Here is a 25,008-nt window from a genome sequence, read left to right on the forward strand (position 1 = left end):
TCCTTTGCACCGTTGAATGAGTAAATAATTACTCGCTATTAGAAAAGATTATTAATTTTTAAAAAAAGAGAATTTATGAAAAAGTATTTTCTTATGTGCTTCGTCGCAGCTGCCGCTATGGTAGGCTGTAGCACCGAAGCGGACGACGGTGTGGGCTTGAAGCCCAGTGGAAACAGTGAAAGCAACTTCTATTTCCGCAATGGCGCCAGACACACTATTACCATCGAAGAAAGACAGAGCAGAGAGGTTACTATTGAAAACATCTCTGATAACTTCGAGGCTAAAGAAGATGCCAACGGCGGCATCACTGCAGTAAAGGCTACCCAGCCTACACGTTTGATCATCAACGCTTACAGAGAGGGCACTTACCCCATCACCCTTACCGATGGCGCAAACACTGCCCAGCTGATTGTAAACGTTACCCCTCGCGACACAGGCTGGCACAACGGCGTTTATACCATTAAGGATATCGACGGCGACCTTACTGAGGAGAACTCAACAGGCTACGTAGAGTTCGAAACCGAACAAGGCTTTACCTCTTATGACTATAAGAGCATACAACCGCAATCGGCACAGGATAGAATTTCTGTAAGTGTTTCAGGGGGTATGGTGCGCGTTACTGCCCAAAACCACTACGATGAGGGCACACCTATCACCTTTACCCTTAAGAACGATGATGGCGAAACCCGTACCGTAAAAGTAGAACGCGTTACGAAGTTCTGGGCTGTAAGTCAATATAGTCAGCCAGGTGATATGGTATATGGATTATCTAACCCTAAGTATATCACACAAAACAGCTTTGACAAGCGTGCTACCCCTCCTAAGATGCCTTGGAAAGCAAAATATCTAAGAGGTTACTATGGTACTGGTAACCCTAATACAAGTAGTGATGTTGAATATGATATTGCAGGCAATAAAAAAATCACAAAAGTGGATTTAAACAATGTAGAAGTGATTATGCAAAATTATTCATGGAGTAGTGATGGTGGTCGTTACAGTAGAGGTTATGGTTTTTGGGACTGTACCAATCTAAAAGAAGTGATTGCTAAAAACCTAAAAAGAATTGAATCTGTGAGTGCCTTTGGTAATACCAAATTAACGAAATTAGAGTTGCCAGCAATTGTAAATATCCCTCAAAGTACTTTCTATGGTTCACCAATAACCGTGCTTTCTTTGGGTAAAAACTTAGTTAGCCTTAGTCCAGGTGCGCTTGATGGTATGAATGGCTTGCAAGAGCTACGCTTAGCGGTGGTCAACCCAAGCCAGCTTACATATTTCTACGAGGCAGGAAGTACTAATGGTGGTTTCTTATCATCACCTACAAGTGCAAGGCTATTGGTGCCAAGTGCTGCCCTTGCTGAGTACAACTCACGCTACCCTTGGCTTAACAAAACCTTTAAAGGAGGCGTACAAGGGTTCTAATAATGTATAATGGACAATGAATAATGTATAATTTATTATGTACACTCATTGTTGTATACTATGCACTATTCATTGTACATTATATAAAAAATATTAACACGCTTTGGGGTTTTAGCTTTTAGATAGCTTCAATCACTGCCTAAAAGCTAAAAGCTCGAAGCTCAAAGCTAAAAAAGATGAATAAAATAAAAATATATATTGTAGCCCTTGTGGCAACACTAAGTGCAGGCGTTGCCTCTGCACAGGATAATTACCGCCCTTGGCTCATAGGGGCAGGCGTGAGTACGCTCGATATGCGCGTACCCGATGGTTTTGGCGACCAGCTTAAAGACTGGTTCGGCTACCCTGATATGAACGTAGGTTTCCGTCTTTCGGCAGCGCGCTACCTCAAAAAGGGCTTTACTGCTGAGCTATCATTTGACTACACCAGCGTAAAGCGCGACGAGAACTTCTTCCCCGACCAAGCCGATGCTACCCGTCTTACCGATGCGAAAAGCGCTTGGGGGGTAGACCTCCGCGGGCGTTACCACGTAAACCGCCTTTGGGAAGGGCTCAACTGGCTCGACCCTTACCCACAAGTGGGCGTAGGGGTGTCGTCTATCGACAGCCAGAGCAAGTTTAAAATCGTAGCTGGGATAGGCTCTAACTTCTGGTTTACCGATGTGGTAGGTGCCAACGTGCAAACCGCTTACAAGATTGGCGGCGGCATAGGCAACGATTACTTCCAATGGAGTGCAGGCGTAGTGGTAAAGCTGCCTGTAAAAGGGCTTGAAAACCCTATTGTCGACCACGTAGAGCGCACCAAAGTGCCTAAGGAAAAGAAACATCGTAAAGGGGTGTCAAAAGCTACGAACATCACCCGCGTAGAAACCCCTGAAGAGCGTGCCGCACGTACCGAGCGCGTAACCAAGGAAATCAACCTCTACGCAAAGACCATCCTCTTCGACCTCGACAAGTCGATAGTAAAGCCACAAGCAGAGTTTATCTTGGACAACATCGCCAAGATTATGAACGAAAACCCTGACTTTAACTTTACCGTTGATGGGCACACCGACAACACAGGTACGCCTGAGCACAACCTGAAGCTCTCGCAAGAGCGTGCAGATGCTATCAAGAAGTATTTGCAAAACCACGGTGTTGCTAAAAAACGCTTAGAGGCACACGGCTACGGGCAAACACGTCCATTGGAAAGCAACAACACCGACCGCGGTCGCGAAATCAACCGCCGTGTTGAAATCAATGTGGTGAACTAAATAGCTCACATACTGTCGTCTGACTAAGGGGTACAGCGCCCAACCGACAGTATATAGATATCATTAAGAAAGCTGTCTAAAAAGTAAGTAATAATACTACTACTTTTTAGGCAGCTTTTTATATATGCTACTTTCTCAAAAAGTGGTATGGATGTTTTGCTCTCTACAACCTATTGTGTAAAGAAAATCAACTTACGGCGGTAGATGCTTAGCAGTTTTGATTTGGAGATAAAGCCACAATAGATACCGTCTTTCACCACAGGCAGGTTCCAAGCACCTGTCTGTTGGAATTTGTCCATCACAGTGCTCATCTTATCCTTGCCATACTGCACTACTGCTGGCGGCTTCTGCATTAGCTCCAAAGCGGGAATCTTGTCGTAGTAGTCCGTTTCAAAAATTAAGTGGCGAATGTTGTCCAAGAGGATAATCCCCTCTAAACGATGTGTTTCCCTATCTAATACGGGGTAAATATTGCGTGAAGAATTGCGCACTACCTCGTAAACCACTTCCCTGAGCTTCATATCGGTATATACAGGCACAAAATTGTGCTCTACCACATCCTTAAAGTCCATCAAAGTGAGTATCGATTGGTCTTTATTCTGTGAAATGAGTTCGCCACGCCTGCCGAGTTCAGTGGTGTAGATGGAAAATTGGTTAAAATAGCGCGCTACTGAGTACGACACCGCCGCGGTGAGCATCGCAGGCACCAATAGCGAGTAGCCCCCCGTAACCTCAGCGATGAGAAATACTGCTGTAAGGGGCGCATGTAACACCCCCGCCATCAGCGCTGTCATTCCTACCAAAGTGAAGTTAGGCAAAGCAGCCTTATAACCAAGTATAGGGGACTCGTTGATAATCCGTGCAAAGCAGTTACCCATCACACCTCCCATAAACAGCATTGGCGAGAAAATACCCCCTACGCCGCCTGCACTGAGCGTTACCGTTGTGGCGATGACCTTCACAAAGGAGAGAAAAGCCAACAGTGCGATGATCACCCACGGATTGCTCAAGTCCCAAGCAAAAACCTCAGAAGTCAGTGAGCGTTCTGGGTGCCCTTCCTTGAGGTTATTGATGATCTCGTGCCCTTCACCGTAAAGCGGTGGCATCACAAAGATGAGCAGCCCCAACACTGCCCCACCGATCAGGATACGCTTCCACGGGGTTCCTAATTTATTAAAAAAGCGATTGATATGCTCATTGACGAACATAAAGTAAGCCGACATCAGTCCGCCCACTACGCCCAAAGCGATGTAAAACGGAATACCTTGTAAGGAGAATGCCCGCGTGATCTGCATTGGGATAAGCACCTCACTGCCGAAAAAGAAATAGGAGGTGAAAATGCCACAGAGCGACGAAATGAGCAAGGGCAGCAGTGAGGAGAGCGTCAGGTCGAGCCCAAAGACCTCAATAGCAAACAAGATAGCAGCAATGGGGATCTTAAAAATAGCCGCCAATGCCCCTGCACAAGCACACGCCAACAGCAACATACGGTTGCTCTGGTTGATGTGAAAAAACCGACTGAGGTTAGAGCTAATGCCCGCACCTGTTACCACCATCGGACCTTCCAAACCCACCGAACCTCCAAAGCCGATAGTGATAGGTGCCGTGATAAGGCTCGCATAGGATTGATAACGCTTCATTATCCCCTTTTGATGCGCCACTGCGTAGAGTATCGAAGGGATACCCTGATTGACGTCCTTGCGGATCACATAACGCTTGAGGATATACACCAGCGTAAAACCTATCACGGGTAGCACAAAATAAAACCCATAAGTGATTTGCTGGGCTAAGTTCTGGTCGAGCACCCATTGGATAAAGTGCGTAAAGGAGCGCATCACCAATGCCGCCAAGCCTGAGGCTATACCGAGCACTCCACTGAGGATAAGGATAAAATTGCGCTCTGAGATATGCTTTACCCGCCATATCAGCAGTCGTTTTAAGAATGGATGTTGATGTGTATCTGTTGTCATTGCTTTATAAAAGTGGCTGCAAAGGTACGAATTATTCTGTTTATAGCGGTTTTTATTTGAAAAGTTTTAGGTATTTTTCCGGAGAAATGGCGGGTGTGTCCGCCTTCCGAGATACTCGGAGTGTAATTTTATTAAAAATCCTTGCACAGTATATTTTTTATGGCTATCTTTGCCGTCAGAAAACCAACTGAGATAGCGATGTCTTCACTCAAACAATTTGTAAGTACCTTACTGCTCTTTTGCAGCCTGCTCTCCTACGGACAGCAATACCCCGTAGAGGTGCACGTAGCTGCCACGCCCCCCTATGAACAGTCGCTGCGCGCCTATTGGAGTAGCCCCGAGCGCAAAATACAAGTGCATCTGCTGCTGAAGGATCTCCATTCTGCCACTCAGCAAATCGCCCTGCGCTTCTCTCTGGAGAATATGCAAGGAGGCATCATCGCTCAGACCTCAGACTACGCCCTCCCCTACTTAGAAACCCTCTCCCCCAGCCAGCGCATCACCCTTGATAATCAGCAGTTCCGACAGCTATTCGCCTTTGAGAACCTCACAGGCATCACTCAGCCTTTCTACGACAACCTCCTGCCCGAAGGCGGCTATTTCCTGTGTTTTAGGGCGTTCAACCCCGTCACTCAAATGCCTGTGTCCAACAAAGGGCGCGCCTACATACAGATACGACGCTTCTCCCCGCCTCTGCTCACCCTGCCTCATCGCGGCGAAGTGCTCAGCAAGCTAAGTGACTTTCAGCAACTACCCTTCCAGTGGACACCTCGTGACCCTGTGCCTTTCACACGCTACGAGTTTACCCTCAAAGAGGTCTGGGACTTATCCCTCAGCGCCGAAGAGGCTTTCCTCTCTGGGAGACTCATACACCAAGAGGAGACCTCAGCCACCTCACTGCTCTACGGTGTTGATAAGCCGCTACTGACTGATAACAAGCGCTATGTGTGGCGCGTACGGGCGTTTACCGACAACCCCAATGCTGCAATGGATACGCCTTCGTACTTTAAGAATGGGGGCACTTCTGAGGTGTTTTACTTCGACTATATCAGCCAGTGTCAGCCGCCGCAGATGCTCAGCGCTAAGGCTCAGAGCCACTCCGCCAACGTGCAATGGATAGGCAGCCTGCCCATAGGCACTGAGGGCAGCTACAAAGTGATGTACCGTGAGAAAGGCAAAACGTGGCACTCGCAACTCGCCTCGCAGCCCTCCACCACCTTGGTAGGGCTGAAGGATGGCAAGAGGTATATCTACAAAGTGGGGGTGCCTTGTAACTTGCAAGGTGGCAATGTTGGAGTTTTTGGTGGGCAGGCGTATGCTTTTAGTCCTGAACAGGAGTTTAATACCCCGCAAAAGACTGACAAAGAGGGCAATGTACAGTGCGGCACTAAGCCGACGATACGCATCACCAACCGCGAGCCGCTACAAGACCCTCTCGCTCCTAACGACACTTTTATTGCAGGGGATTTCCCTGTGACTGTACTTGAAGCTCAAGGGGGTGGGGGTACTTACTCGGGCAAGGGTATCGTGGAGATCCCCTACCTAGCAAACTCGAAGGTGCTGGTGACCTTTAGCAACATCAAACTCAACACCAATAGGCAGCTCATCGACGGGATGCTGGTAACTACTTATGATAAGACGGAGAAAAACGTTAACTTCCTACAAGAAGGTGTAGGCGAACTCTTTGGTGATAGAGGTATCAAAGGACACAAAGTGCCTTTTGAGATTGACCATATTAAGGTTGATAATTCTACCCAACCACCGAGAATCACCATCATTGGTAAAACAGACCCCGCAACAGGCAATGCCCCTACAATGGAGCTACCCACAGGGCGTGACTACCAAATCGTCGACAGTGCAGGAAAGGTTTACTCTGTGGATGAAGGGGGAAATACTACCGATATCGGCAAACTAAGTTCCACTAAGTTAGCACATAAGCCTACTTATAAAGCCTCTACAGGCAAAGACGGTACACCTACACAGGTTGTCAGTGATAACTTTACTGTTCGCTGGGATTTTGAAGGTTCTAATTATGCTTATGACACTCGTGGCGAAGTGCCTTACAAAGCCTTGGTAAAGGATAAAGACGAGCACTTTAACGTGCTTATCTCTCAGAAAGATACGACTGCCTACCGCTTTGTATTCCGCAATGAAAAAGGGGTAGAGATCCCTTCAAAAGAGCTTGAAAAGGGAAAGTTTGAACTCAGCTGTAAAGGGCTTTACGACTTCGCCGACGAGCCGCTATGGGTGGTAGCTGTCCCTAAGAAAGGTGGCAAAGATGCTCAAGGGGAAGTCATCAGTCAGTGTGTATTAGTGCATCTGGCTGAAAAAGAGGTCAATGTGGTGTTGGTGCCTACCTCAAAGAGCGTTCGCATCACTGACGCTGCCCTTAAAGAGGTGAGTGCCATCTACCAGCGGGTAGGAGTGCAACTGCATTTTAGCGAGGAGGCTGTATTTGACATCTCTAAGTTCTTGCAAGATGGTAAGTTACCAACAGAAAATAAGCTGGGTGACCTCTCAACTTACAGTCCTGAGCAGAATGCTATCATCAGTGAGTTTAAGCAAAGCCATAGTGTAAAGAGTGATGCTTATTACCTCTTTATCACCGACAGCGGCAGTAGCACAGGGCAAGGGGGCTATATGCGGCTTAATGGTCAGTTTGGGTTTGTCTATGGGCTCAACCCCAAAGTGCTCGCCCACGAACTGGGACACGGCGCCTTCCAGCTCGAGCACCCCAAAGCCTCCGACCTGCTGATGAGCGCCAGTGGCGAGGGCACTGCCTTCGCATACGAGCAATGGAAGCAAATCAACGACCCTAAAGTAAAACTGTATGCTTTTCAAGGACAAGGGGAAGGAGAGTATAATGCAAATGCACATTTAGGATTGACTCCTGATGGTGTTATTTTTGATACATTCTTTTTAAATGGCAAAAAAATAAACACTACTATTGAAGTTGCACCAGATAAATATACTATACAAAAGATTAGTTATCAGGGGTATCAATATTATTGGGATAGACAATCTAAAGCTTTTGTGGGCATAGGAGGCATAGAAGGAGCAATAAAAGTAAAGAGAGAAGCTAAAAATATCAATAATAAAGTAAATATTTATCGCAGTCGTAAAGATGGGTGTACTTATGATTATTTGACGATTCCTTGGGAAACGAAAGATGAGCAATCAACAAATATTGTTCAAACCATAGAGAAATACATAGCTCAATACAATGAAAGCTATTGGAGAATCGCACCGTATACAGTTCGAGATGCTTCTTGTGGAAAGGAATTTTTCACTCATTTACGAGAGAGAGATTTGCAAGAATGTAGTACTACTGAAATAAATGAAGGAAGAAAAATATTGCAAGGACTTTTAGCGGAAGCTAATCCTGAAAGGGTAACCTCAATAGTAAACAGTTATTGTATGGCTGCTATATCAGGGTTAACCTATGGCGAAATAGAAAAATTATTTGATATTATAGCCAGTCAGGAAAGAATTACAGAACATTCGGAAGTAGCGTTGCTCCGTTTGATGTCTGGAATTAAGACGACAGATTACAAGCGTTTTTATGCCCATTTAGAAGCCAAAGGCAATAAACTATTGAAACATCTTATAGAGGAAATAGATGATGCCTCTGTTAATTTCTTGACCGATAAGAAGAATTATACTAACTTTATAGGAGCTTTGGTGTGGATGTTTAACCATAATCCAGCTTCTATTGAAGATAGGTGGGGTAAAAATGAAGAAGATTTTGCCAAAAGAACACTTAACTTAAATCCTATTAGTTATAGTGAATATTCCTCTTTTATGTATTCCTCCTCCACATCAAAGAAAAATGAAGGAGAGTACGTTAGTGCTACAGGAAATATAAAACTTTACGATGTTTATACGATTAAATCTTCTAAAACAGTTCTTGTAAAAGGAGATGTTCCAATAGATGTAGTCGAACAAAGAGAACCTATTGCTGAAGTTTCTCCATTAACGCCACTTATTATCGTTCCTGATAAGGATAAATTACCTTTGTTGCAAACAGCATTGGAAGGGAATAATTTAGGGAATGAAGTATATATAGTACCTGCTATTTTCTTAAAGTATAGCAAGGATAAAATAAGGAATGACTATATAGAAAAAGGTGTTATTACCACCTTAGATGTAGCAACAATAGCGCTTAGTGGAGGAACCGCTTTGGCTACAAAAGTGCATTGGGTACGTCGTGCTTGGGCATTGGTGGAAGTAGTAGGAGCTGTGGGAAATATTGTTGTAAACACACAAGATATAGACCCTAATAGTCTTTTAGGACAGGTTGTAAACAGTTACAACTTGGCAATGGGAGTTATAGGGATAAAGAATCTTGGACAAGCAGGCTATAAGTTTGCTAAGAACCTACCACAAGCTACAAAAAATCTTCTACAGAAGAATGGGAATTTGAGAAGTTTGTTAGTAGAAAAATATCTATCTTATAGGATAGCTATTACTAAACTTAAAAACTCTGATGAATGGGTAAAACTTTCTTCTGATGTACGAAAAGAAATTGTACAACAAGAGAAAGTCTTTATTGAATTTGCTAATGCTAAGAATATACCTAATGACCAATGGGGTATTAAGGGTGTTTTTATTAATGGAAAAACAAGCGAGGATATATTGAGTATTCCTAAAGGACAAAGACCTGCCCCAAGTACTTATCTAAGTTCAGGTTATATCCAACAACACTTAGCAAAGTTTGAAAAAGAAGGTATTGTTTCTAGAATTGTAACAAAAAAGAGTTATGAAACTTTTGGAATAGGTAAGCCAGATATAGGAAAAACAGAATTTGTAAGTACAAAAGGAGAAATAGATGATATAATAAGAAAATCTAATGGGAATATAAAATTAATAGCAGAAGAGTTAGGAATTCCGCCAACTCAACTACAAGAAGGAGGATTAGTAAGAATTGATTTTAAAATTTCTGATAGATATAAAGTAGAAGTTCCAAGTGGAAATGAATTTGGAACTAATGATTTATGGTTGCCAGGAGGAAAGTTACCCAATGGAAAATTAGAAGCTATTATTAAAACAGAAGGAATGGTGAAAGATATTGATTATACTATAAAAGATATATATTAAAACATTATGGGAGAAATAAAAGAAATATATATAAAAAGATGGGATTATATTTTGTACGAAATTGATGATAAGAAAATATTAACTGTAATGTTTTTCGCTTCTTACGTTGATTATCCGAGAAGTTTTTATTTAGAAGGAAGTGAACTTAATTTAAATTATGAAGAATTATCCGTTCTTGCAGAGAGGATTAGATTTAATTATGATGCTTTTAAAAATAGAGAGATAATTCCTCCTATTATGAAATAAATTCTCATTGTTCTCGTTAGACAAAAACTAGCATAGATGTAGCTTAATTAGACAATCCTTCTCAGGCTGAAAAGCAATTAGTAGAGAAGCAAGCGGAGGTTTGGAAAGCATTAGGGTTTGAAAATAAAATAGATGATATACTTCTAAATGCTAAATGGGTGGATGATTTGGAAACTGTAATAGGGATAAATGTCAAAAATAAAATTAAAGAATGGGTAAGAGAAGGATTGAACTATTCCAAATTAGAAAGTAGTTTTAACAAAAGCTCAAATAAACTAGAGCTTTTTTCAAAGCTTGAAAAAGCAAAAAGTATAAATCATCAAAAAGTTATCATAGGTGATTATGAGAGCATTTCTGGAATTACAAAAGGCGAATATATAAGTAATTCTGTAGACAATGTAAAAGATAACGTAATAATAAAAATACATAAAAACAATTTTACACTAAAAAAATTTCAGGCAGAAACTTTTGCTAAAAATAGTAAATTAATTGAACGAAAAGAAATAGATGTAATAGAAGATTTAGGCAATGGAATTCAATTTGTTAGAATTAAACCAGGCACTAAGCTATATCGTGTTTTTGATGGGTACAAACCTTGGGATGATATTTCGCAAACAGGAAATACATTACCAAAAGGGAATTATTGGACTTTCGATAAACCAACATCTATTTCAGAGGTAATAGAAGGTACAGCTGTAATGCCAGAATGGAATGGAATGACAAAAATTATTGAGATAGAAGTTCCATCTCAAGGAATATATGTTTGGAGAGGGATTGCGGCTAGACAACCTGCCTCTTCAAAAACTAAAGATTTCTTTTTAAAAGGAGGAACAGAACAACTTATTTTTGACTATAAACAGAATGGGATAAATCTCTCAAAAATAACGAAAAGCATAAAAGAACTAAAATGATTGAAGTAATAAATCTTATTGAAACGAGAATGAAATTGATGAGAGAGGAATTTAAGAAGAAAATCGAGGGAATTCCTTTTTGGCAATTAGAAAGTATTTTTCCTAAAAATAGAGAATATTCTTCACAAGAGGAATATGTAAATGACATACTAAATAAATGTGAAAAAGAAAATTTTTTATATCAATCTCTCGAAAAAGATCTATCAATTCTAAAGAATAATGAAAAGCAAGAATTAAATATTTTTTCTATTTCTCATAGATTTTTAGAAGGAAAGGGATACTCTGAAAATCAAATAGAAGAGCTTTATAAATTTATTGATGAAGTGAGGTTATTAATAGAAAAAAATGATACTCGTCATATTTTGGCAGAAGAACAATACAAGCAGATACAAGGGAAAAATAAAACCTAATAATACTAATCAAGGATTGAATTATTTATTGATTATAAACATCACCAATCTCTTTTCAATGAGAGAGATATGAAGAAAAGCTAACAATAATTACTCTGTTAAACAATGATGTATTTTTAAACTTTTGATTCATATCACTAGTAATAGCCTTTAAAACTATTAGAAGAATGAGAGTGAAAAACTATAAAATAGTTAATGAAAATTTCTTTGATTTATTAGACAAGAAAAAAGTATTAATAGAAATTATAGATAAGTATAGCTATAATGAAAATATGATTTTTTCTTCTTATCAATGGTCTAAAGACCTACAGATGTATTTATTTTTAACCTATATAGGAAATGATAAAATGAATGCAGCAGAATTATATGTGAATAGATTCTATTGGTTCAAAAAATTTTATTATGATTATTCTAAAACAGAAGGTAATGATGTAGGAATAGAACAACAAATAACTATGCTTTTAGAGGAAATGGTTAATGATCTCCCTAATGATTTTGATTGGAATGTTATAGAAGAAATATATAATCTATTTCCATAGTAAATCTATTAACTTGATTTCTTGAGAAAATCAATTTTAAAAGAAGCTCAATCTCAATTAGATGCTGCTATAAAAAAGGCTTAAGAGCACAGAGGTTAGTGTCTGATGAAATAGCAGTAGAACAACTACAAAAATTTTTCATAGAACATAATCTAAATATAGAAGTGAAATTTTTACCTGAATGGAACTAATAAATAATACAGAATTTGAAAAACGTATTCATTTCATTGATTATAAAAAACTTAAAACTTTACCCTGATATAGATTGGAGTATTATAGAAGAAATACACAACAAATTTTCTGAATAAATAACTTAATTGAGGTGTCAAAGTATTTTCATATATTTGCACTCTGAAAATTAATGTATTATGGAATTATTCAAAGGACAAAGCCTCTTAGAGTTTACTGAACGCTTTAAAACAGACTTAGATTGCGAAGAATACTTAGCTTCCATAAAATGGGAAAAAGGGTATTGTTGCCGTAAATGTGGACATACAAAATACCAAGTTCGCAAAGATTTTTCACGCACTTGCAATATCTGTTCAGATACAGAAAGTCCTACAGCTGGAACTTTGTTTCACAAGCTAAAATTTGGACTTCTCAAACCATTTTATATATGTTTTGAGATGTCAACAACTACAAAAAGTCTATCAGCATCACAAGTTGCTCGCCGTTATGATATTAGTCGACAAACAGCACATTATTTTATGCACAAGGTTCGTGAAGCTATGAAATCCAGTGAGTCACAAAAAATGGATGGCAAAGTGCAAGTCGATGAATTTACCATAGGAGGAAAAGAAGAAGGAAAACAAGGTAGAAGTTATGACACAAAGAAAAAGAAAGTTCTTTGTGCGATACAACTTAGTAACCAAGGTAAAGTTAAACGTTTTTATGCATTTAAAATTCCTGACTATTCCTCAAAATCATTACGAACAATATTTGATAAACACATTGATAAGACAGCTTATATAACGACTAATGAATGGAAAGGCTATAGACCTATAAAGGACTATAATATAACTCAAAAACCGAGTAATGACGGAAAGAATTTTCCTACATTACACAAAGTAATACACCAAGTAAAATCTTGGATAAGAGGTATATATTCTTGGGTTTCAGAGTTTAATATAGACCGCTATTTAGCTGAGTATAGTTTTAGAATCAATCGCTCACAAAGCAAAGAGACTATCTTTAACAGTTTAATAAAAAGAATGCTTGAAAGAAAACCTATTTTCCAACCTCTGTTAATATGCCATTAACTTGACACCTCAAATAGATTATTTAGGAAACGATTGGCAAAAATACTTAATTCCTATAGACACAAAAGGAGTAAAATTAAAATAAAATGATAGAAAAGTTTCAATATTTTTCATCTAACGGAATATTTTTAGATGTAAATTTAGATATAAATAGTAAAGAAGATTATTTATTTAAGAATAATCCAGAGACAGAAATTTCAAAGTTTTATCAAGCTCAGTCAAGCGGTATAAAATGGATATTTAATCAGAAAACAATTACTATTCACAGGAAAAATACTATAATAAGTGGATACCCCTTTCCTAATCTAGAAAAAGTTCTGATTATCTATCATAATAAAGCTCTGATATACAATCAAGATGGAAAACTACTTTTAGAAATAAATCCTCCCGATACTTATCTATCAGAATTAGCTAAAAAAATGAGAAATAAATTATATTTCAACAGTTATTCCATATATTTTCCTGCTTGGATAAAAAAAAATAATCACCTAATAATGCAAATACAAATAAACTATAATCAAAATTGGTATGAACTAAGAGAACTTGATTGTGAAACAGGATCTTTAGGAAATGTTACTGGAGAGGGAATGAGGTAGCGACCTTATAATAGAAAATGAATAGAAGTATGATTATTAATAACTTCCTAAATAGATTAGAACTATTTTATAGAAATTTTGGTGATGAATAGAAAATTAGTGATTTTTCAGCAAATCGTAACACCCAAAAGATATTAAAAGAGTATTTAATCACTCTTGAAGTAAAAGGAATTATTAAATTTATTGATGATAATAAATTTAAGATAATTAATCTCCCTTCTAAATACAAAGACTAAAAACTTTTTTACAAAATAAAACCATATCTTTAACTCATAAAGAAAATCAAAAAGATTGTTGTAATTATAGTTGTGGTATTGTCAGCTAATAGCGGAACAATATCTTAAGCTTGGTAAGTTATCTTTTTTATATCTCATATCTAAAACCCTAATAACCAAACTAACTTTACATTTACAATATTTTTACAACAGCAAAGAACCTACGATATAAAATAAACTCGTACTTTTGCCCCATAAACGAAGATAAAGAAAATGAAAAGATTGTTTTAATTATAGTTACCTCAACTTGCAGGTTACTTTTGCAGGTAGAACATTCAATAATGAAAATAGCTTAAAGCCATCTAACTATCTTTACCATTCTCTTACCATTGTTTTATCTTTGGATTGCTCTCAAATATTGATAAGAGTCTTTAGGTTTGAAATAACAACCCAAACTGAATTACAAAATTAAATAAACATTTTTTAACATTTTATTTTTTTACCTTGAAAATGTAACTGATATCTTTTCAGTTACTTACGTTGTTTAATCAAGAAAAATGTACAATAGGTAAAGTGCGATTTGTTGAGTTTTCTTAATTTTGTGGCTCGAAAACGTAAGCAAGTTAAACATAATGAGAACTATCGTAAGTATTTGTATTTTGCTCTTCAGCTTACCTATGCTGGGGCAAAAAGTAAGCATTACAGGGGTGGTAACTGATGAGAACCATCAGCCACTGCCTGGTGCCAGCGTAACCATTGCGCATTCCCATACGGGTACAGCAACCGACCTCGATGGGAAGTTTGCGCTCAGTGTGCTTCCTACGGATAAGATTGTGGTGAGCTTCGTAGGCTATCACTCCGCGACTTTATCCGTAGGCAAAACGCGTAAGTTTAGTATCAGTCTGCAACCCGAAGCCACCCAGATGGACGAGGTGGTGGTCGTAGGCTATGGTACGCAACGTAAGAGCGACATCTCCACGGCGGTGTCGTCCGTGAATATGTCGGACATCGCACAGGCGAGTTCCTCACAGGTATTGCAGGCTTTGCAAGGCAAGGTCAGTGGGGTGCAGATCCTCTCTAATGACGGCTCGGCGAGTAGTGGACTTACCTTCCGCATTCGTGGGGTAAACTCTATCACAGGGGGTACACAGCCGCTTTTCGTTATCGATGGCGTGCCAATGCCTACCCAGCGCGTAATTAAGGAGAGCGATAAGAGAAATGAGGAGAACAAATATGAGAGCCCAGTGAACCCACTATTGGGCTTAAACCCTAATGATATTGAGTCGATGGAGATTCTTAAAGATGCCGCAGCAGCAGCTATCTACGGGTCTAACGGCTCTAATGGGGTGGTGCTCATCACTACTAAGAAAGGGAAAGCCCTCAGCAAACCCAAGTTCAACCTCAGCTATGCCAGCTCGTTGGATATGATGCCTGAGGTACCGCTAAAAGTGCTTTCGCCAGAGGTTTATGCCTATAAGATGCGTATGTATGGCACTTATAATAATGCTAACGTAGCGAAGTTTTGGGACGATGTGATTGCCAATAAAGGTTGGAACGACCCTTCTGTGCACAATTGGTTGAAAGAAGTAACCCAGCCAGGTCGCAAGAATGAGGTGTCGGGTAGCATCACGGGAGGTACTGCCGATACGCGCTATATGCTCTCTGTGGGCTATCTCAATCAAGAGGGCTTAATTAAGCGGTCTGCATTTAACCGCTTTACCACCCGTCTGAATCTCAGTCAGAAAATCAGTGATAAGCTCAGCGGTGGGATAAACCTTTCTTACTCAATTTCCAAAGACAAGAATCCTATTACTGATTGGTCGCAACAAGGGGTAGTGCTCAACGCTTTGCAGAAGTCGCCATTTCTTTATTACAAAGGCTTTGCAGGCTTGATGAATTATCCGAATATAAACACTATGAGCCCTTTGGTAGCGGTCAATCAAGTGGATATCAACACGGGCTACAACGAGCTCAACGCTAATGTATACCTCAGCTATCAATTGCTTAAAGACTTAGCGTTTAATACAAGTGCCTCTTACCGCAAACACACCATAGGACAGGATCGTTTTTCGGGACCTGACACTTGGTTTGGTCAGTCGGAAAAAGGGCGTATGGTGCTCAGTACCCGCAATGAGAACAGCTGGGTGTATGAGGCGCGCTTGCAGTATTCAAAGAGCATCCAAAAGCATTATTTTTCACTGATGGGAGCTTTTGAAGTGAGCAAGTACGCTACAGATTACGTACTCAATAAGTCCACTAACTTTGAAGATACAAAATTAGGTATATGGGGTATCAATCAAGGATTGATCACCTATGCACCTCTCTACACTTACGATGGCAATCAGTTGGTATCGTACATCAGCAGAGCCACTTACAGCTATAATAATAGATATGTAATGAACGCTTCTCTACGTGCTGATGGTTCTTCGAAGTTCGGGAAGAACAATCGCTATGGCTATTTTCCTGCGGTGAGTTTGGCTTGGAATGCCTCAGAAGAGAATTTTATCAAGAAGATAGATGCCATCTCTAACCTCAAAGTACGCACCAGCTTTGGGATGACAGGTAATAACCAGATACCTTCCTACCAATCGTTAGCACAAATAGCAAAGAACAAGGCTGTACTTAATGGCAATAAGATAGAAATAGGACGCTACCCCGATAATATTGCCAATGACGACCTCAAGTGGGAGAGCCAAAAGCAGTATAATATCGGCTTTGATATAGCTTTCTTAAAGAACCGCTACGCCCTCAGTGCTGAGATTTATTACAAGCGTATTGACGATATGCTCTTGGAAGTACAGATTCCTTCCACCTCAGGATTTACCAAAGCTTGGAAGAATGCAGGGCAAATGGAAAATAAGGGCTTGGAGGTAAGTCTCAATGCCCAGTGGCTTAGAGAGGGAGCTTTCAGGTGGACTACCGACTTTAATATATCAATGTATAGAAACAAGATATTAGCTTTAGATGAAGGACAATATCAGCATTTCTATGATCGTGGTATTGCTTATGATAAGATCCAAAATGATGTGCTCCTTCGTGTAGGAATGCCTGTAGGTATCTATTATGGCTATATAAGTGATGGCACTTTCCATAATGAAAATGAAATGCTTAACAGCCCTCCTGGACCTAACAAAGTATTAGGAGGTTTGAAGGTGGTAGACACGAACCACGATGGGGTGATCGACAGCAACGACCGCGTACCTATTGCCAATGTAAACCCACTACACACAGGGGGTATTGGCAACACCTTCTCTTACAAAGGTATTGAGCTATACACTTTCCTACGCTGGTCTTATGGTAATGATGTGATTAATGCAAATGCTTATTTCTTAGGAAATACAAGGAGCGCAGATAATATCACTGAAAATATCTTCAACAATGTATGGTCGCCTGATGATCCATCGCGCAACTATCCACTATACGGTGGAGGTTCGTGGTCTGAGACAGCTTTTAGGAGCGACCTTGTAGAAGATGGCTCTTTCTTGCGCCTGCAAACCGTTTCACTCAGCTACAGCTTGCCTCAGGATATTGTAGAGCGCTATCGTATGCAGAAAATCAAGTTAGGCGTTACAGGCACTAACTTAGCGATATGGACACGTTATTCAGGCTTTGACCCTGAAGCCAATACAGATACAGGCACTGGTACTGCATCTCGCATAGCACCAGGTTTGGATATGAGCCCTTATCCGCGGCCTACCTCCCTGTTATTCTCAGTTGAAGTTGGTTTTTAAAAATAGTAAATGATGAAAAGATATATATCAATACTCAGTATAAGTTTAGGGCTTTGCCTTATAGGTTGTGCCAAGTTTTTAGATGAAGAGCCTAAGGATAAAGAGAGCATTCAAAACTTTTATCAGAACGAATTAGATGCTCGCCAAGCACTCAACGGTGCTTATCGAAATATGACAGACATTTATGTAACAGGTCATAATATCAAGCAAATACCCACTGACCTAACAAAGAGAGCTGACTGGGATGAAGGCAGTGGTTTGAGTAACTTTACTTATAGCTCTGATAATACCTATATTACTAAAATGTGGCAACGACATTACGCTTCTATCAAGGACTGTAATTCAATTATTGACAACGTTACAAAAAATAAAGGCAAGATAAATAATTGGGAGTTCTATGTAACACAAGCACGTGGTATGCGAGCTTTCCTTTACTTTGATTTAGTACGTTGGTATGGCGATGTGCCTCTAGTTGTCAAAGAAATAAAAAGCTTGGGAGATCTTGATATGCCACGCACACCTCAGAAAGAAGTATTTGAGCAAATCATTGCCGACTTCACTTATTGCTTAGAGCACACAATGGAGAAAGGCGATACCGCTAATGGCTACCAATACGGCCGCCTTACCAAAGATGCCTGCCGTGGTTTCTTAGCTAAGGTGCACCTGTGGCTAGCAAGCGTCGCTGTGCGCGATGGTAAAGAAGTGCTCGGCAGTGCTACTGATAACTACACCAAAGCGATGAACTACGCTAAAGAAGTTATAAAAGGTGGTCGATATCGTTTGGTAGAGTACTACCCCGATGTGTTCGATGCTAAAACCAAACTCGACAAAGCTCCAGAGGAAGTGCTTTGGTGCGTGCAGGGTTATACAGGTGATGGCACAGGTACCCTTGTAGGGATGAATTTTGGTATCCGTGGGAATGAGAATAAAGGCGGCTCTTGGGACGGTATATCAAGTTCTGACTATCACCGTATGATCTATGAGCAGAGCGACTCTATCCGTCGCCTATGGAACTGTCCCCGTGTACAACTACAAGACGACGGTCATCTTTGGGGCTGGGACTATAAGATCTATTGGGATACCCGTACTGACCAAAAACTCAGCCAAGCCACTGAAAACGACAACTGGGTGATGTGGAGCATCGGCAAGTTCCGCCGCTACCCATTGGCTGATCCTGCTACGTATAACTACAATAACTTTGGTATGGACGAGCCTCTTTTGCGCTATGCCGATGTATTGCTCATCTACGCCGAAGCCTATAACGAGGTAAACCACTCACCAGGGGCTTACACCTCATCAGCTGGCTTAGACTTCTCAGGCACAGGGGTAGCTTCCGCTTACGATGCCGTGAACTTAGTACGCAAGCGTGCACGCATTGCCAATAAAGCGGGAGGAGGCATTATCCACCGCGATATAGTGCCTCGCGACCTCAATAAGAGCCTTGTAAATGAAGTAGATAAAGTAGTCCCTGACTGGAAACCAGGCTCCTATGGCTATATCTACGATGGCACCACCAAGGTATGGGATCACAACCATTACAGCGATGATTACACTGCCTTCCACAACGAGATCCTCAATGAGCGTGCCCGTGAGTTAGTAGGCGAAACCACCGATCGCTGGTGCGACCTCGTGCGTCGTGGTATTTTCGTGCAAGCTATGCAGGCTTGGCGTCAGCGGAATCCTTTTATCAGTACTACTGAGCGACGCACACCCGCCCCAGCAGCACCTGAAAATATACGCAAATTCCACCAGCTACTGCCTATACCACAGAGTGAAATAGACTCCAACAAGAAACTCACTCAAAACCCCGGTTACTAACCCTAAAAGATACAGACGATGAAAACACATTTTATACTCATAGCAAGCCTCGCTGCCCTTAGTCTTGCATCTTGCTCTAAGGACCAACCCGATGAGGTCAGCCTCAGCGCAGAGGTCGATAAAGCCTCTGTAAAGGTAGGCGAACCTGTTACCTTCACCATTCGCCACAACGTCAATTCGCTGGCAATATACACAGGCGATGAAGGGCATAACTACCAGAATAGCATTGACAACCTGCTCAAGGATAAGAGCAAAGAAGAGCTACAAGAGAAGATGCTCCGCCTTACCAACCCCAATATTAAGCCCTATGCCATTGATTTCAAGAGTACAGACGTGGGGGCTACTACCTTAGCCGATGGTGCTTTTGAGGTGCGCAATGCTAATGATGGTAACAACCTCGTGGGCAAAGAAGCAGAGGTGGTAGACGATGGCGGTATAAAAGCCGTAAAGATCAACGCTACACACCCCAATTGGTGGTATCAGGCACTGCGGCTTAATATCAACTCCGAGGTTGGCGATAGCAAGACCCTCACCCTGCGAATGAAGTTTGCCACCACCACCCTCAAGAGTGCCAACGATCAGTCAGAGCATCCAGAGGTAACCACCATCCCTGTGGTGATCCGCTTAGGGGGTGTACCCGAAGGTGAAACAGCCACCCTGCACGCCGATGACACTGTATGGGACATCTTTATCACCCCACAGACCGCTTACACCGACTACTCCTTTGATATAGCCAGAGTAATCGCTGCGTGGGAAAAGGGTACAGGTAAGACGATGAAGGTGCTCTCCTACATTCAGATACTTTTCACCACTCAAGGAGGGGCTGCTGTGGGCTATCTTGGGGATTACTACGTGCAGTCGGCTAAGTTTGGGGAGATAGGCTACCTGCCTTTCGATACCGCTAAGAGCTTTACCATCACCGACAACACTGGCGTTACCAAGTACACCTACACTTACGACAAAGAAGGTACCTATGAGGCGGTAGTTGTAGGCAGTAGCAGCGGCTTCAAGCACTACTCTGGCAGCGGCTATAAGAAGGATATCGACAAGATCAGTGGTGATGAATACCACTACAATACACAGTACCGAACCATCAAAATAACAGTATCCAAATAACACATTCTTCATTAAAACAAGTATTTAAGTAGTTAGGGAATATCCCTTCCCTAACTACTTATTACAAAAGAAATACCTATAGAGTGTCTATTTAATACATCGTGAATAGCTATTTAATACCATACAAGTATTTATTTGATACCCTATCGATACCTTCTGAGATATCTGTCAATACCCTTTGAGGTGTCTGCCAATACCTTTTGAGGTATCTGTAAGTATCCTTTGAGGTATCTGTAAGTATCTTTTGAGGTATCTGTAAGTATCTTTTGAATACCCTATAGGTAGCTATAAGACACTCACAAGGTATGAAAATAAAGCCTCTGAATATATACAATGACTTACAAACAAGCCATAACAAACCTCATAACATTCTTGTGCATATTGATCACCAATGCACAAGAGGGTTTGCTGTTCCATCATATTACCCGCAGTGAAGGTTTATTGCACGACAATGCTACTTGTGTGGCTCAAGACTCCCTTGGCTTTATATGGCTCGGTACCCATCGTGGTATCAATCGCTTTGATGGTTACCGCCTCGATGCTTATAAGTACGAGAAAGACCCCATCAACTCGGTATATTACAACCGTGTGCAAAGTATATGCCCTACCGATCGCTACTTATGGATCGCTACCGCAGTAGGGGTTGCCTGCTTTGATGTAAAGAGTAAGCAGTATATAGACTTCACCCTCGAAGATAGCCAGAACAAGGACTTCTATACCCAAGTAAAGCATATCACTAAGGGCGCAAATGGTGAGCTATGGTTACTTAGCGACCGACAGCTACGCCGTGTAAAAGTCAGCAGGAAGGACAACCGACCAACGCTAAAGGCACTGCCTATCGGCAAAGATTATAAGCTCACCACAGAGTTTTCCAATCCACAGTTGGCAGTAAGTGAAAAGGGAGATGTATGGATTTCAGGAGCAACACAGCTTATCGCATATCATTACACCCAAGGGAATAATTTGCAACCTATCACCATATCCTCAGCCCCCGATGGCGCTGGGGTGGTAGCAATGCACTATGCTCAGGGTTGCCTCTGGGTGCTTTATCACAACCACCTTGCCAAGTATCGCCTTGATGCTAATGGCTATACGCTCCTCTCAGAGCGCAGTTTCGACAGCCATAAAGAGTTGTTATCGCTGTGCTTTACCGATAATTATGTATGGGTATGCAATGAGGAACGCATCTTCCAGCTTTCTAAGGAACTGCAATTGGTAAGGGAGCACAGCCACTCACCTTCTAATCCACGTTCTATCCAGAGCCATATCAATAGCATTTATGTAGATCGGAGCAACAACCTATGGGTAACGGCGTGGTCTGATGGGGTAGCTTATGCAGCCATTGGGGAGCCTTTCTTCAAGACTGTACGTATTAAAGCACAAAGTAATATAGGCTCGGAGTTCGTCAGTACGATGCACTATGACCTCGATGGCTATGTGTATATAGGTAATAAGTTCGGTGGTATCGTACGCTTCAATACCTATAACCATACCTTGGAGGAGCACTATTGCGATCTCCCAGAGCTTACTACCAACATCACCAGTATACAGAGTGATACCCAGCACCTTTACGTATCAGCACGCGAGTTCGTTTACGTTATCGATAAGCAATCGCACAAGCTCATTAGCAGCTTCCAACCACAGAGTAAGGACTATATTTTTGACCTTAAGCTCGATGCTTATCATCGCCTATGGATTACTACTTACTCAGGCTTGGAGTGCTTTGAGAGACGTGCAGGTATTTGGCAACATCTTTACACCTTCACCGACCAAAGCCCCGAGCCCTACCGCCTATCAACTATCCTACTGCACAAGATATACGCCGACCTTAAGAATAACGAGCTGGTGGTTACCTCTGCCAAGGGTATTAATCGCATATTGCTACATCCCGATGGTAGTGTGCGCCGTGTGCTGACCTATTTAGCTGACGAGCACAACCCTCATAGCCTAAGCAGTAACTATCTTTGGGCGATCGATAAGGATAAGGATACATATTGGATAGGCACGATGGGCAGCGGGCTGAATCGCCTTACCTTCCACGACCGTCCTAATGAGCAACCTTCCTACACGGCTGAGCACTATGGTGTGGCGCAAGGAGCCTCCTCCAATGATATTGAGAGCGTGCAGGTCGATCGCTTTGGCAATGTGTGGTGTGGTGGTTTCTATCTCAGTTACTTTAGTCATCGCCTCCAGCGGTTCGCCTCCTTCGACACCAGCGATGGCTTGCAAGGGCATAGCTTCGGTACTGCATCATCCTGCAAGGATGCTATGGGCAACCTATACTTCGGCGGGAACCACGGTTTTAACTACTTCTACCCTACTGAGCATATCCCACAGCCTAAGCTATCGCACGTCTATTTCACCCGATATACTAACGGCGGCAAGGTGATAGCCTCTGATATAGAACATCAAGGGAGCTTATCAATAGCCTACCCCAATAACGACCTTACCCTCTATTTTAGCACCCTAACCTACAAGGAGCAGCAACACATCCGCTATCGTTACAAATTAGAGGGTTATGACACTGATTGGCAATACCTCGAGCAAGGCAAAGACCCCTCAGCAGCCTATCAACGCATCCCTTATGGTCATTATCGATTTGTAGTGCAGGCTGGCGATTGGAACCGTTGGAGCGCTACTTACACCACACTGGGTATCTACTCAGCACCTCCGTTCTGGTTGAGCTGGTGGGCATACCTGCTTTACGGCTTGCTCACAATAGGTTTGCTATACCTTGCCGTTCGCTATTTCATACGTTGGACACAGATGAAACATACCATCGCAGCCCAAGCCGAAAAGGAGCGACATAAGGAGGAACTAATGCAGATGAAGATGCAGTTCTTCACCGACGTCTCGCACGAGTTCCGCACCCCCCTCACACTGATGGGTCACGCCATTGATGAGCTATCTGACGACCTCTCCGATAATAGTCATATCCATACCCTCAGGCGCAACACGGCTAAGCTGAGCAATATGGTCAATGAGCTACTTGAGATCCATCGGATGGACATCTATACCCCTGAGCTTAAAGCGAGCTATTGCAATGTAAGTGCATACGTCCGCGCGATCTACAATGAGTTTGAGCAATGGGCTGCCACGGTACCTATCACTATGGAACTTACCACCCCAGAGGAAGATATCACAATGTGGATAGACCAGAAATACTTCGGCAAGCTACTCTCTAACATCCTCTCCAACAGTATCCGCTACTCTCACCCCCATAGCACCATACGCCTCTCGATAAGCACAGGCGACCTCTCAGAGGTGATGCCCTTGTATAAGAACAGTTTTAGCAATACCACAAGGTCCATTGCAGGCAGGCAATTGATCGTAAAGGTAGCCGATGAGGGTGTCGGCTTGGAGAAGAGTGCCCTTCCAGAGATATTCGAGCGTTTTCACCGCGTAGGCAATAGCCAGCAGAAGCGACAGGGTTCGGGTATAGGGCTCTCACTTGTCAAGTCGCTTATAGAGGCACATTGTGGTAGTATCTGCATCAGCAGTAAGGTAGGGGTAGGCACTGAGTTTATCTTTACCATCCCTTTGAGTGATACTTACCTAACGGATAAGCAGCGAATCACAGAGAGCACCTTTGTGCTTAAGGACTACCTCTCTGATTATGCCCCCGAGTATGAGCACACCCCAGAGGAAGAACCCCTTACCACAGAGCAGGACGACAAGCCTACACTACTGCTGGTAGATGACAACCACGAGGTGCTGATGATACTGCGCAGCCTCTTTATGAGGCAGTACAACTGCATACTCGCCTCCGATGGGGTGGAAGCCTTGGAGAAATGTAGTCAGCACTTCCCTTCGCTGATCATCTCCGATGTGATGATGCCTAAGATGGACGGCTTTGAGCTATGTGCCACCCTGAAAAAGAACCTGCAAACCTGCTATATCCCTATAATACTCCTTACCGCCAAGGCTCAGATAGAGGATGAGATAGCAGGCACGGAGTTAGGGGCAGACGCCTATATGACCAAGCCCTTCGATGCCAAGCTGCTAAAGCTAAAGGTACGCAATCTCCTCAGAGGCAACAAGCCGCTGAGTGAAGCCGAGAACACTCGTCAGCAAGCCATCGACCATCGCCAGAGGGAGCTATTAGCTAAGTTTATCACACTTATCGAGGGCAACCTATCCAATCCTCACTTCTCTGTGGATAACCTCTGCTTAGAGTTAGGGATGAACCGCACCAAGCTCTACCAATTCGTAAAGGCTACCACAGGGCTTACCTTAGCCAACTACATACGTAAGATACGCTTGGATAAGGCTGCCGAGTGGCTACGCACTACCGATATGCTCATCAGCGAAGTCTGCTATAAGGTAGGCATCGATAGCCCATCGTATTTCACGCGGGCTTTCAAGGAGCAGTTTGGGGTCTCACCCTCTGAATATATACGTAAATAATCAAACAAATCATAATTA

General features: G+C 42.0%; 14 protein-coding genes. 13 read left to right on the forward strand and 1 reads right to left on the reverse strand.

The features are described from left to right. The first annotated feature begins 75 nt into the window (after positions 1 to 75). On the forward strand, positions 76 to 1,422 hold the full coding sequence (locus tag AXF12_RS10185; protein ID WP_143325016.1) for a leucine-rich repeat protein: 1,347 nt from the start codon (positions 76 to 78) through the stop codon (positions 1,420 to 1,422). A gap of 176 nt (positions 1,423 to 1,598) precedes the next feature. Then, positions 1,599 to 2,675 carry an OmpA family protein gene (locus tag AXF12_RS10190; RefSeq protein ID WP_066430823.1) on the forward strand — a complete coding sequence of 359 codons (1,077 nt, stop codon included), beginning with the start codon at positions 1,599 to 1,601 and terminating at the stop codon, positions 2,673 to 2,675. A 170-nt stretch (positions 2,676 to 2,845) separates the two neighbouring features. Here the strand turns inward: AXF12_RS10190 and AXF12_RS10195 are convergent, their stop codons facing one another. Continuing rightward, the gene (locus AXF12_RS10195; protein ID WP_066430825.1) at positions 2,846 to 4,645 is read right to left on the reverse strand and encodes a chloride channel protein; all 1,800 of its coding nucleotides are present in this window, start codon (positions 4,643 to 4,645) and stop codon (positions 2,846 to 2,848) included. A gap of 159 nt (positions 4,646 to 4,804) precedes the next feature. Between AXF12_RS10195 and AXF12_RS12570 the strand changes: the two genes are divergently transcribed. The 11 genes from AXF12_RS12570 (at position 4,805) to AXF12_RS10255 (ending at position 24,990) form a co-directional block, all read left to right on the forward strand. Continuing rightward, positions 4,805 to 9,742, forward strand: coding sequence for a fibronectin type III domain-containing protein (locus AXF12_RS12570; RefSeq protein WP_231909907.1), 4,938 nt, complete (start codon positions 4,805 to 4,807; stop codon positions 9,740 to 9,742). Between the two features lie 6 nt (positions 9,743 to 9,748). Beyond that, positions 9,749 to 9,988 carry a hypothetical protein gene (locus AXF12_RS10210; protein WP_066430827.1) on the forward strand — a complete coding sequence of 80 codons (240 nt, stop codon included), beginning with the start codon at positions 9,749 to 9,751 and terminating at the stop codon, positions 9,986 to 9,988. 158 nt (positions 9,989 to 10,146) lie between these two features. Then, on the forward strand, positions 10,147 to 10,899 hold the full coding sequence (locus AXF12_RS10215) for a hypothetical protein (RefSeq protein WP_066430829.1): 753 nt from the start codon (positions 10,147 to 10,149) through the stop codon (positions 10,897 to 10,899). Beyond that, positions 10,896 to 11,309 (forward strand): hypothetical protein, encoded by a 414-nt coding sequence (locus tag AXF12_RS10220; protein ID WP_066430831.1) that lies wholly within the window; start codon positions 10,896 to 10,898, stop codon positions 11,307 to 11,309. Before AXF12_RS10215 ends, AXF12_RS10220 begins: the two co-directional genes overlap by 4 nt. A gap of 167 nt (positions 11,310 to 11,476) precedes the next feature. Further along, on the forward strand, positions 11,477 to 11,848 hold the full coding sequence (locus tag AXF12_RS10225) for a hypothetical protein (RefSeq protein ID WP_066430836.1): 372 nt from the start codon (positions 11,477 to 11,479) through the stop codon (positions 11,846 to 11,848). A 368-nt stretch (positions 11,849 to 12,216) separates the two neighbouring features. Beyond that, positions 12,217 to 13,107: an IS1595-like element ISCaha1 family transposase gene (locus AXF12_RS10230; protein WP_066430838.1), complete on the forward strand. Its 891-nt coding sequence runs from the start codon at positions 12,217 to 12,219 to the stop codon at positions 13,105 to 13,107. Between the two features lie 86 nt (positions 13,108 to 13,193). After that, positions 13,194 to 13,703: a hypothetical protein gene (locus tag AXF12_RS10235; RefSeq protein ID WP_066428024.1), complete on the forward strand. Its 510-nt coding sequence runs from the start codon at positions 13,194 to 13,196 to the stop codon at positions 13,701 to 13,703. Positions 13,704 to 14,550: 847 nt separating this feature from the next. Beyond that, positions 14,551 to 17,649 (forward strand): SusC/RagA family TonB-linked outer membrane protein, encoded by a 3,099-nt coding sequence (locus AXF12_RS10240; RefSeq protein ID WP_066430839.1) that lies wholly within the window; start codon positions 14,551 to 14,553, stop codon positions 17,647 to 17,649. Between the two features lie 12 nt (positions 17,650 to 17,661). Then, positions 17,662 to 19,467 carry a RagB/SusD family nutrient uptake outer membrane protein gene (locus AXF12_RS10245; protein WP_095114501.1) on the forward strand — a complete coding sequence of 602 codons (1,806 nt, stop codon included), beginning with the start codon at positions 17,662 to 17,664 and terminating at the stop codon, positions 19,465 to 19,467. 18 nt (positions 19,468 to 19,485) lie between these two features. Next, on the forward strand, positions 19,486 to 20,583 hold the full coding sequence (locus tag AXF12_RS10250; protein ID WP_066430843.1) for a DUF5017 domain-containing protein: 1,098 nt from the start codon (positions 19,486 to 19,488) through the stop codon (positions 20,581 to 20,583). Between the two features lie 333 nt (positions 20,584 to 20,916). Further along, on the forward strand, positions 20,917 to 24,990 hold the full coding sequence (locus AXF12_RS10255) for a hybrid sensor histidine kinase/response regulator transcription factor (protein WP_066430845.1): 4,074 nt from the start codon (positions 20,917 to 20,919) through the stop codon (positions 24,988 to 24,990). The last annotated feature ends 18 nt before the right edge of the window (positions 24,991 to 25,008 follow it).

The sequence above is a fragment of the Capnocytophaga haemolytica genome (assembly GCF_001553545.1).
GTDB classification, from domain to species: domain Bacteria; phylum Bacteroidota; class Bacteroidia; order Flavobacteriales; family Flavobacteriaceae; genus Capnocytophaga; species Capnocytophaga haemolytica.

Coding starts and splice junctions, on each gene's coding strand:
- AXF12_RS10190 (WP_066430823.1), top strand. CDS start 1,599: ATGAATAAAATAAAAATATATATTGTAGCCCTTGTGGCAACACTAAGT.
- AXF12_RS10210 (WP_066430827.1), top strand. CDS start 9,749: ATGGGAGAAATAAAAGAAATATATATAAAAAGATGGGATTATATTTTG.
- AXF12_RS10220 (WP_066430831.1), top strand. CDS start 10,896: ATGATTGAAGTAATAAATCTTATTGAAACGAGAATGAAATTGATGAGA.
- AXF12_RS10195 (WP_066430825.1), bottom strand. CDS start 4,645: ATGACAACAGATACACATCAACATCCATTCTTAAAACGACTGCTGATA.
- AXF12_RS12570 (WP_231909907.1), top strand. CDS start 4,805: ATGGCTATCTTTGCCGTCAGAAAACCAACTGAGATAGCGATGTCTTCA.
- AXF12_RS10245 (WP_095114501.1), top strand. CDS start 17,662: ATGAAAAGATATATATCAATACTCAGTATAAGTTTAGGGCTTTGCCTT.
- AXF12_RS10225 (WP_066430836.1), top strand. CDS start 11,477: ATGAGAGTGAAAAACTATAAAATAGTTAATGAAAATTTCTTTGATTTA.
- AXF12_RS10230 (WP_066430838.1), top strand. CDS start 12,217: ATGGAATTATTCAAAGGACAAAGCCTCTTAGAGTTTACTGAACGCTTT.
- AXF12_RS10250 (WP_066430843.1), top strand. CDS start 19,486: ATGAAAACACATTTTATACTCATAGCAAGCCTCGCTGCCCTTAGTCTT.
- AXF12_RS10255 (WP_066430845.1), top strand. CDS start 20,917: ATGACTTACAAACAAGCCATAACAAACCTCATAACATTCTTGTGCATA.
- AXF12_RS10235 (WP_066428024.1), top strand. CDS start 13,194: ATGATAGAAAAGTTTCAATATTTTTCATCTAACGGAATATTTTTAGAT.
- AXF12_RS10185 (WP_143325016.1), top strand. CDS start 76: ATGAAAAAGTATTTTCTTATGTGCTTCGTCGCAGCTGCCGCTATGGTA.
- AXF12_RS10240 (WP_066430839.1), top strand. CDS start 14,551: ATGAGAACTATCGTAAGTATTTGTATTTTGCTCTTCAGCTTACCTATG.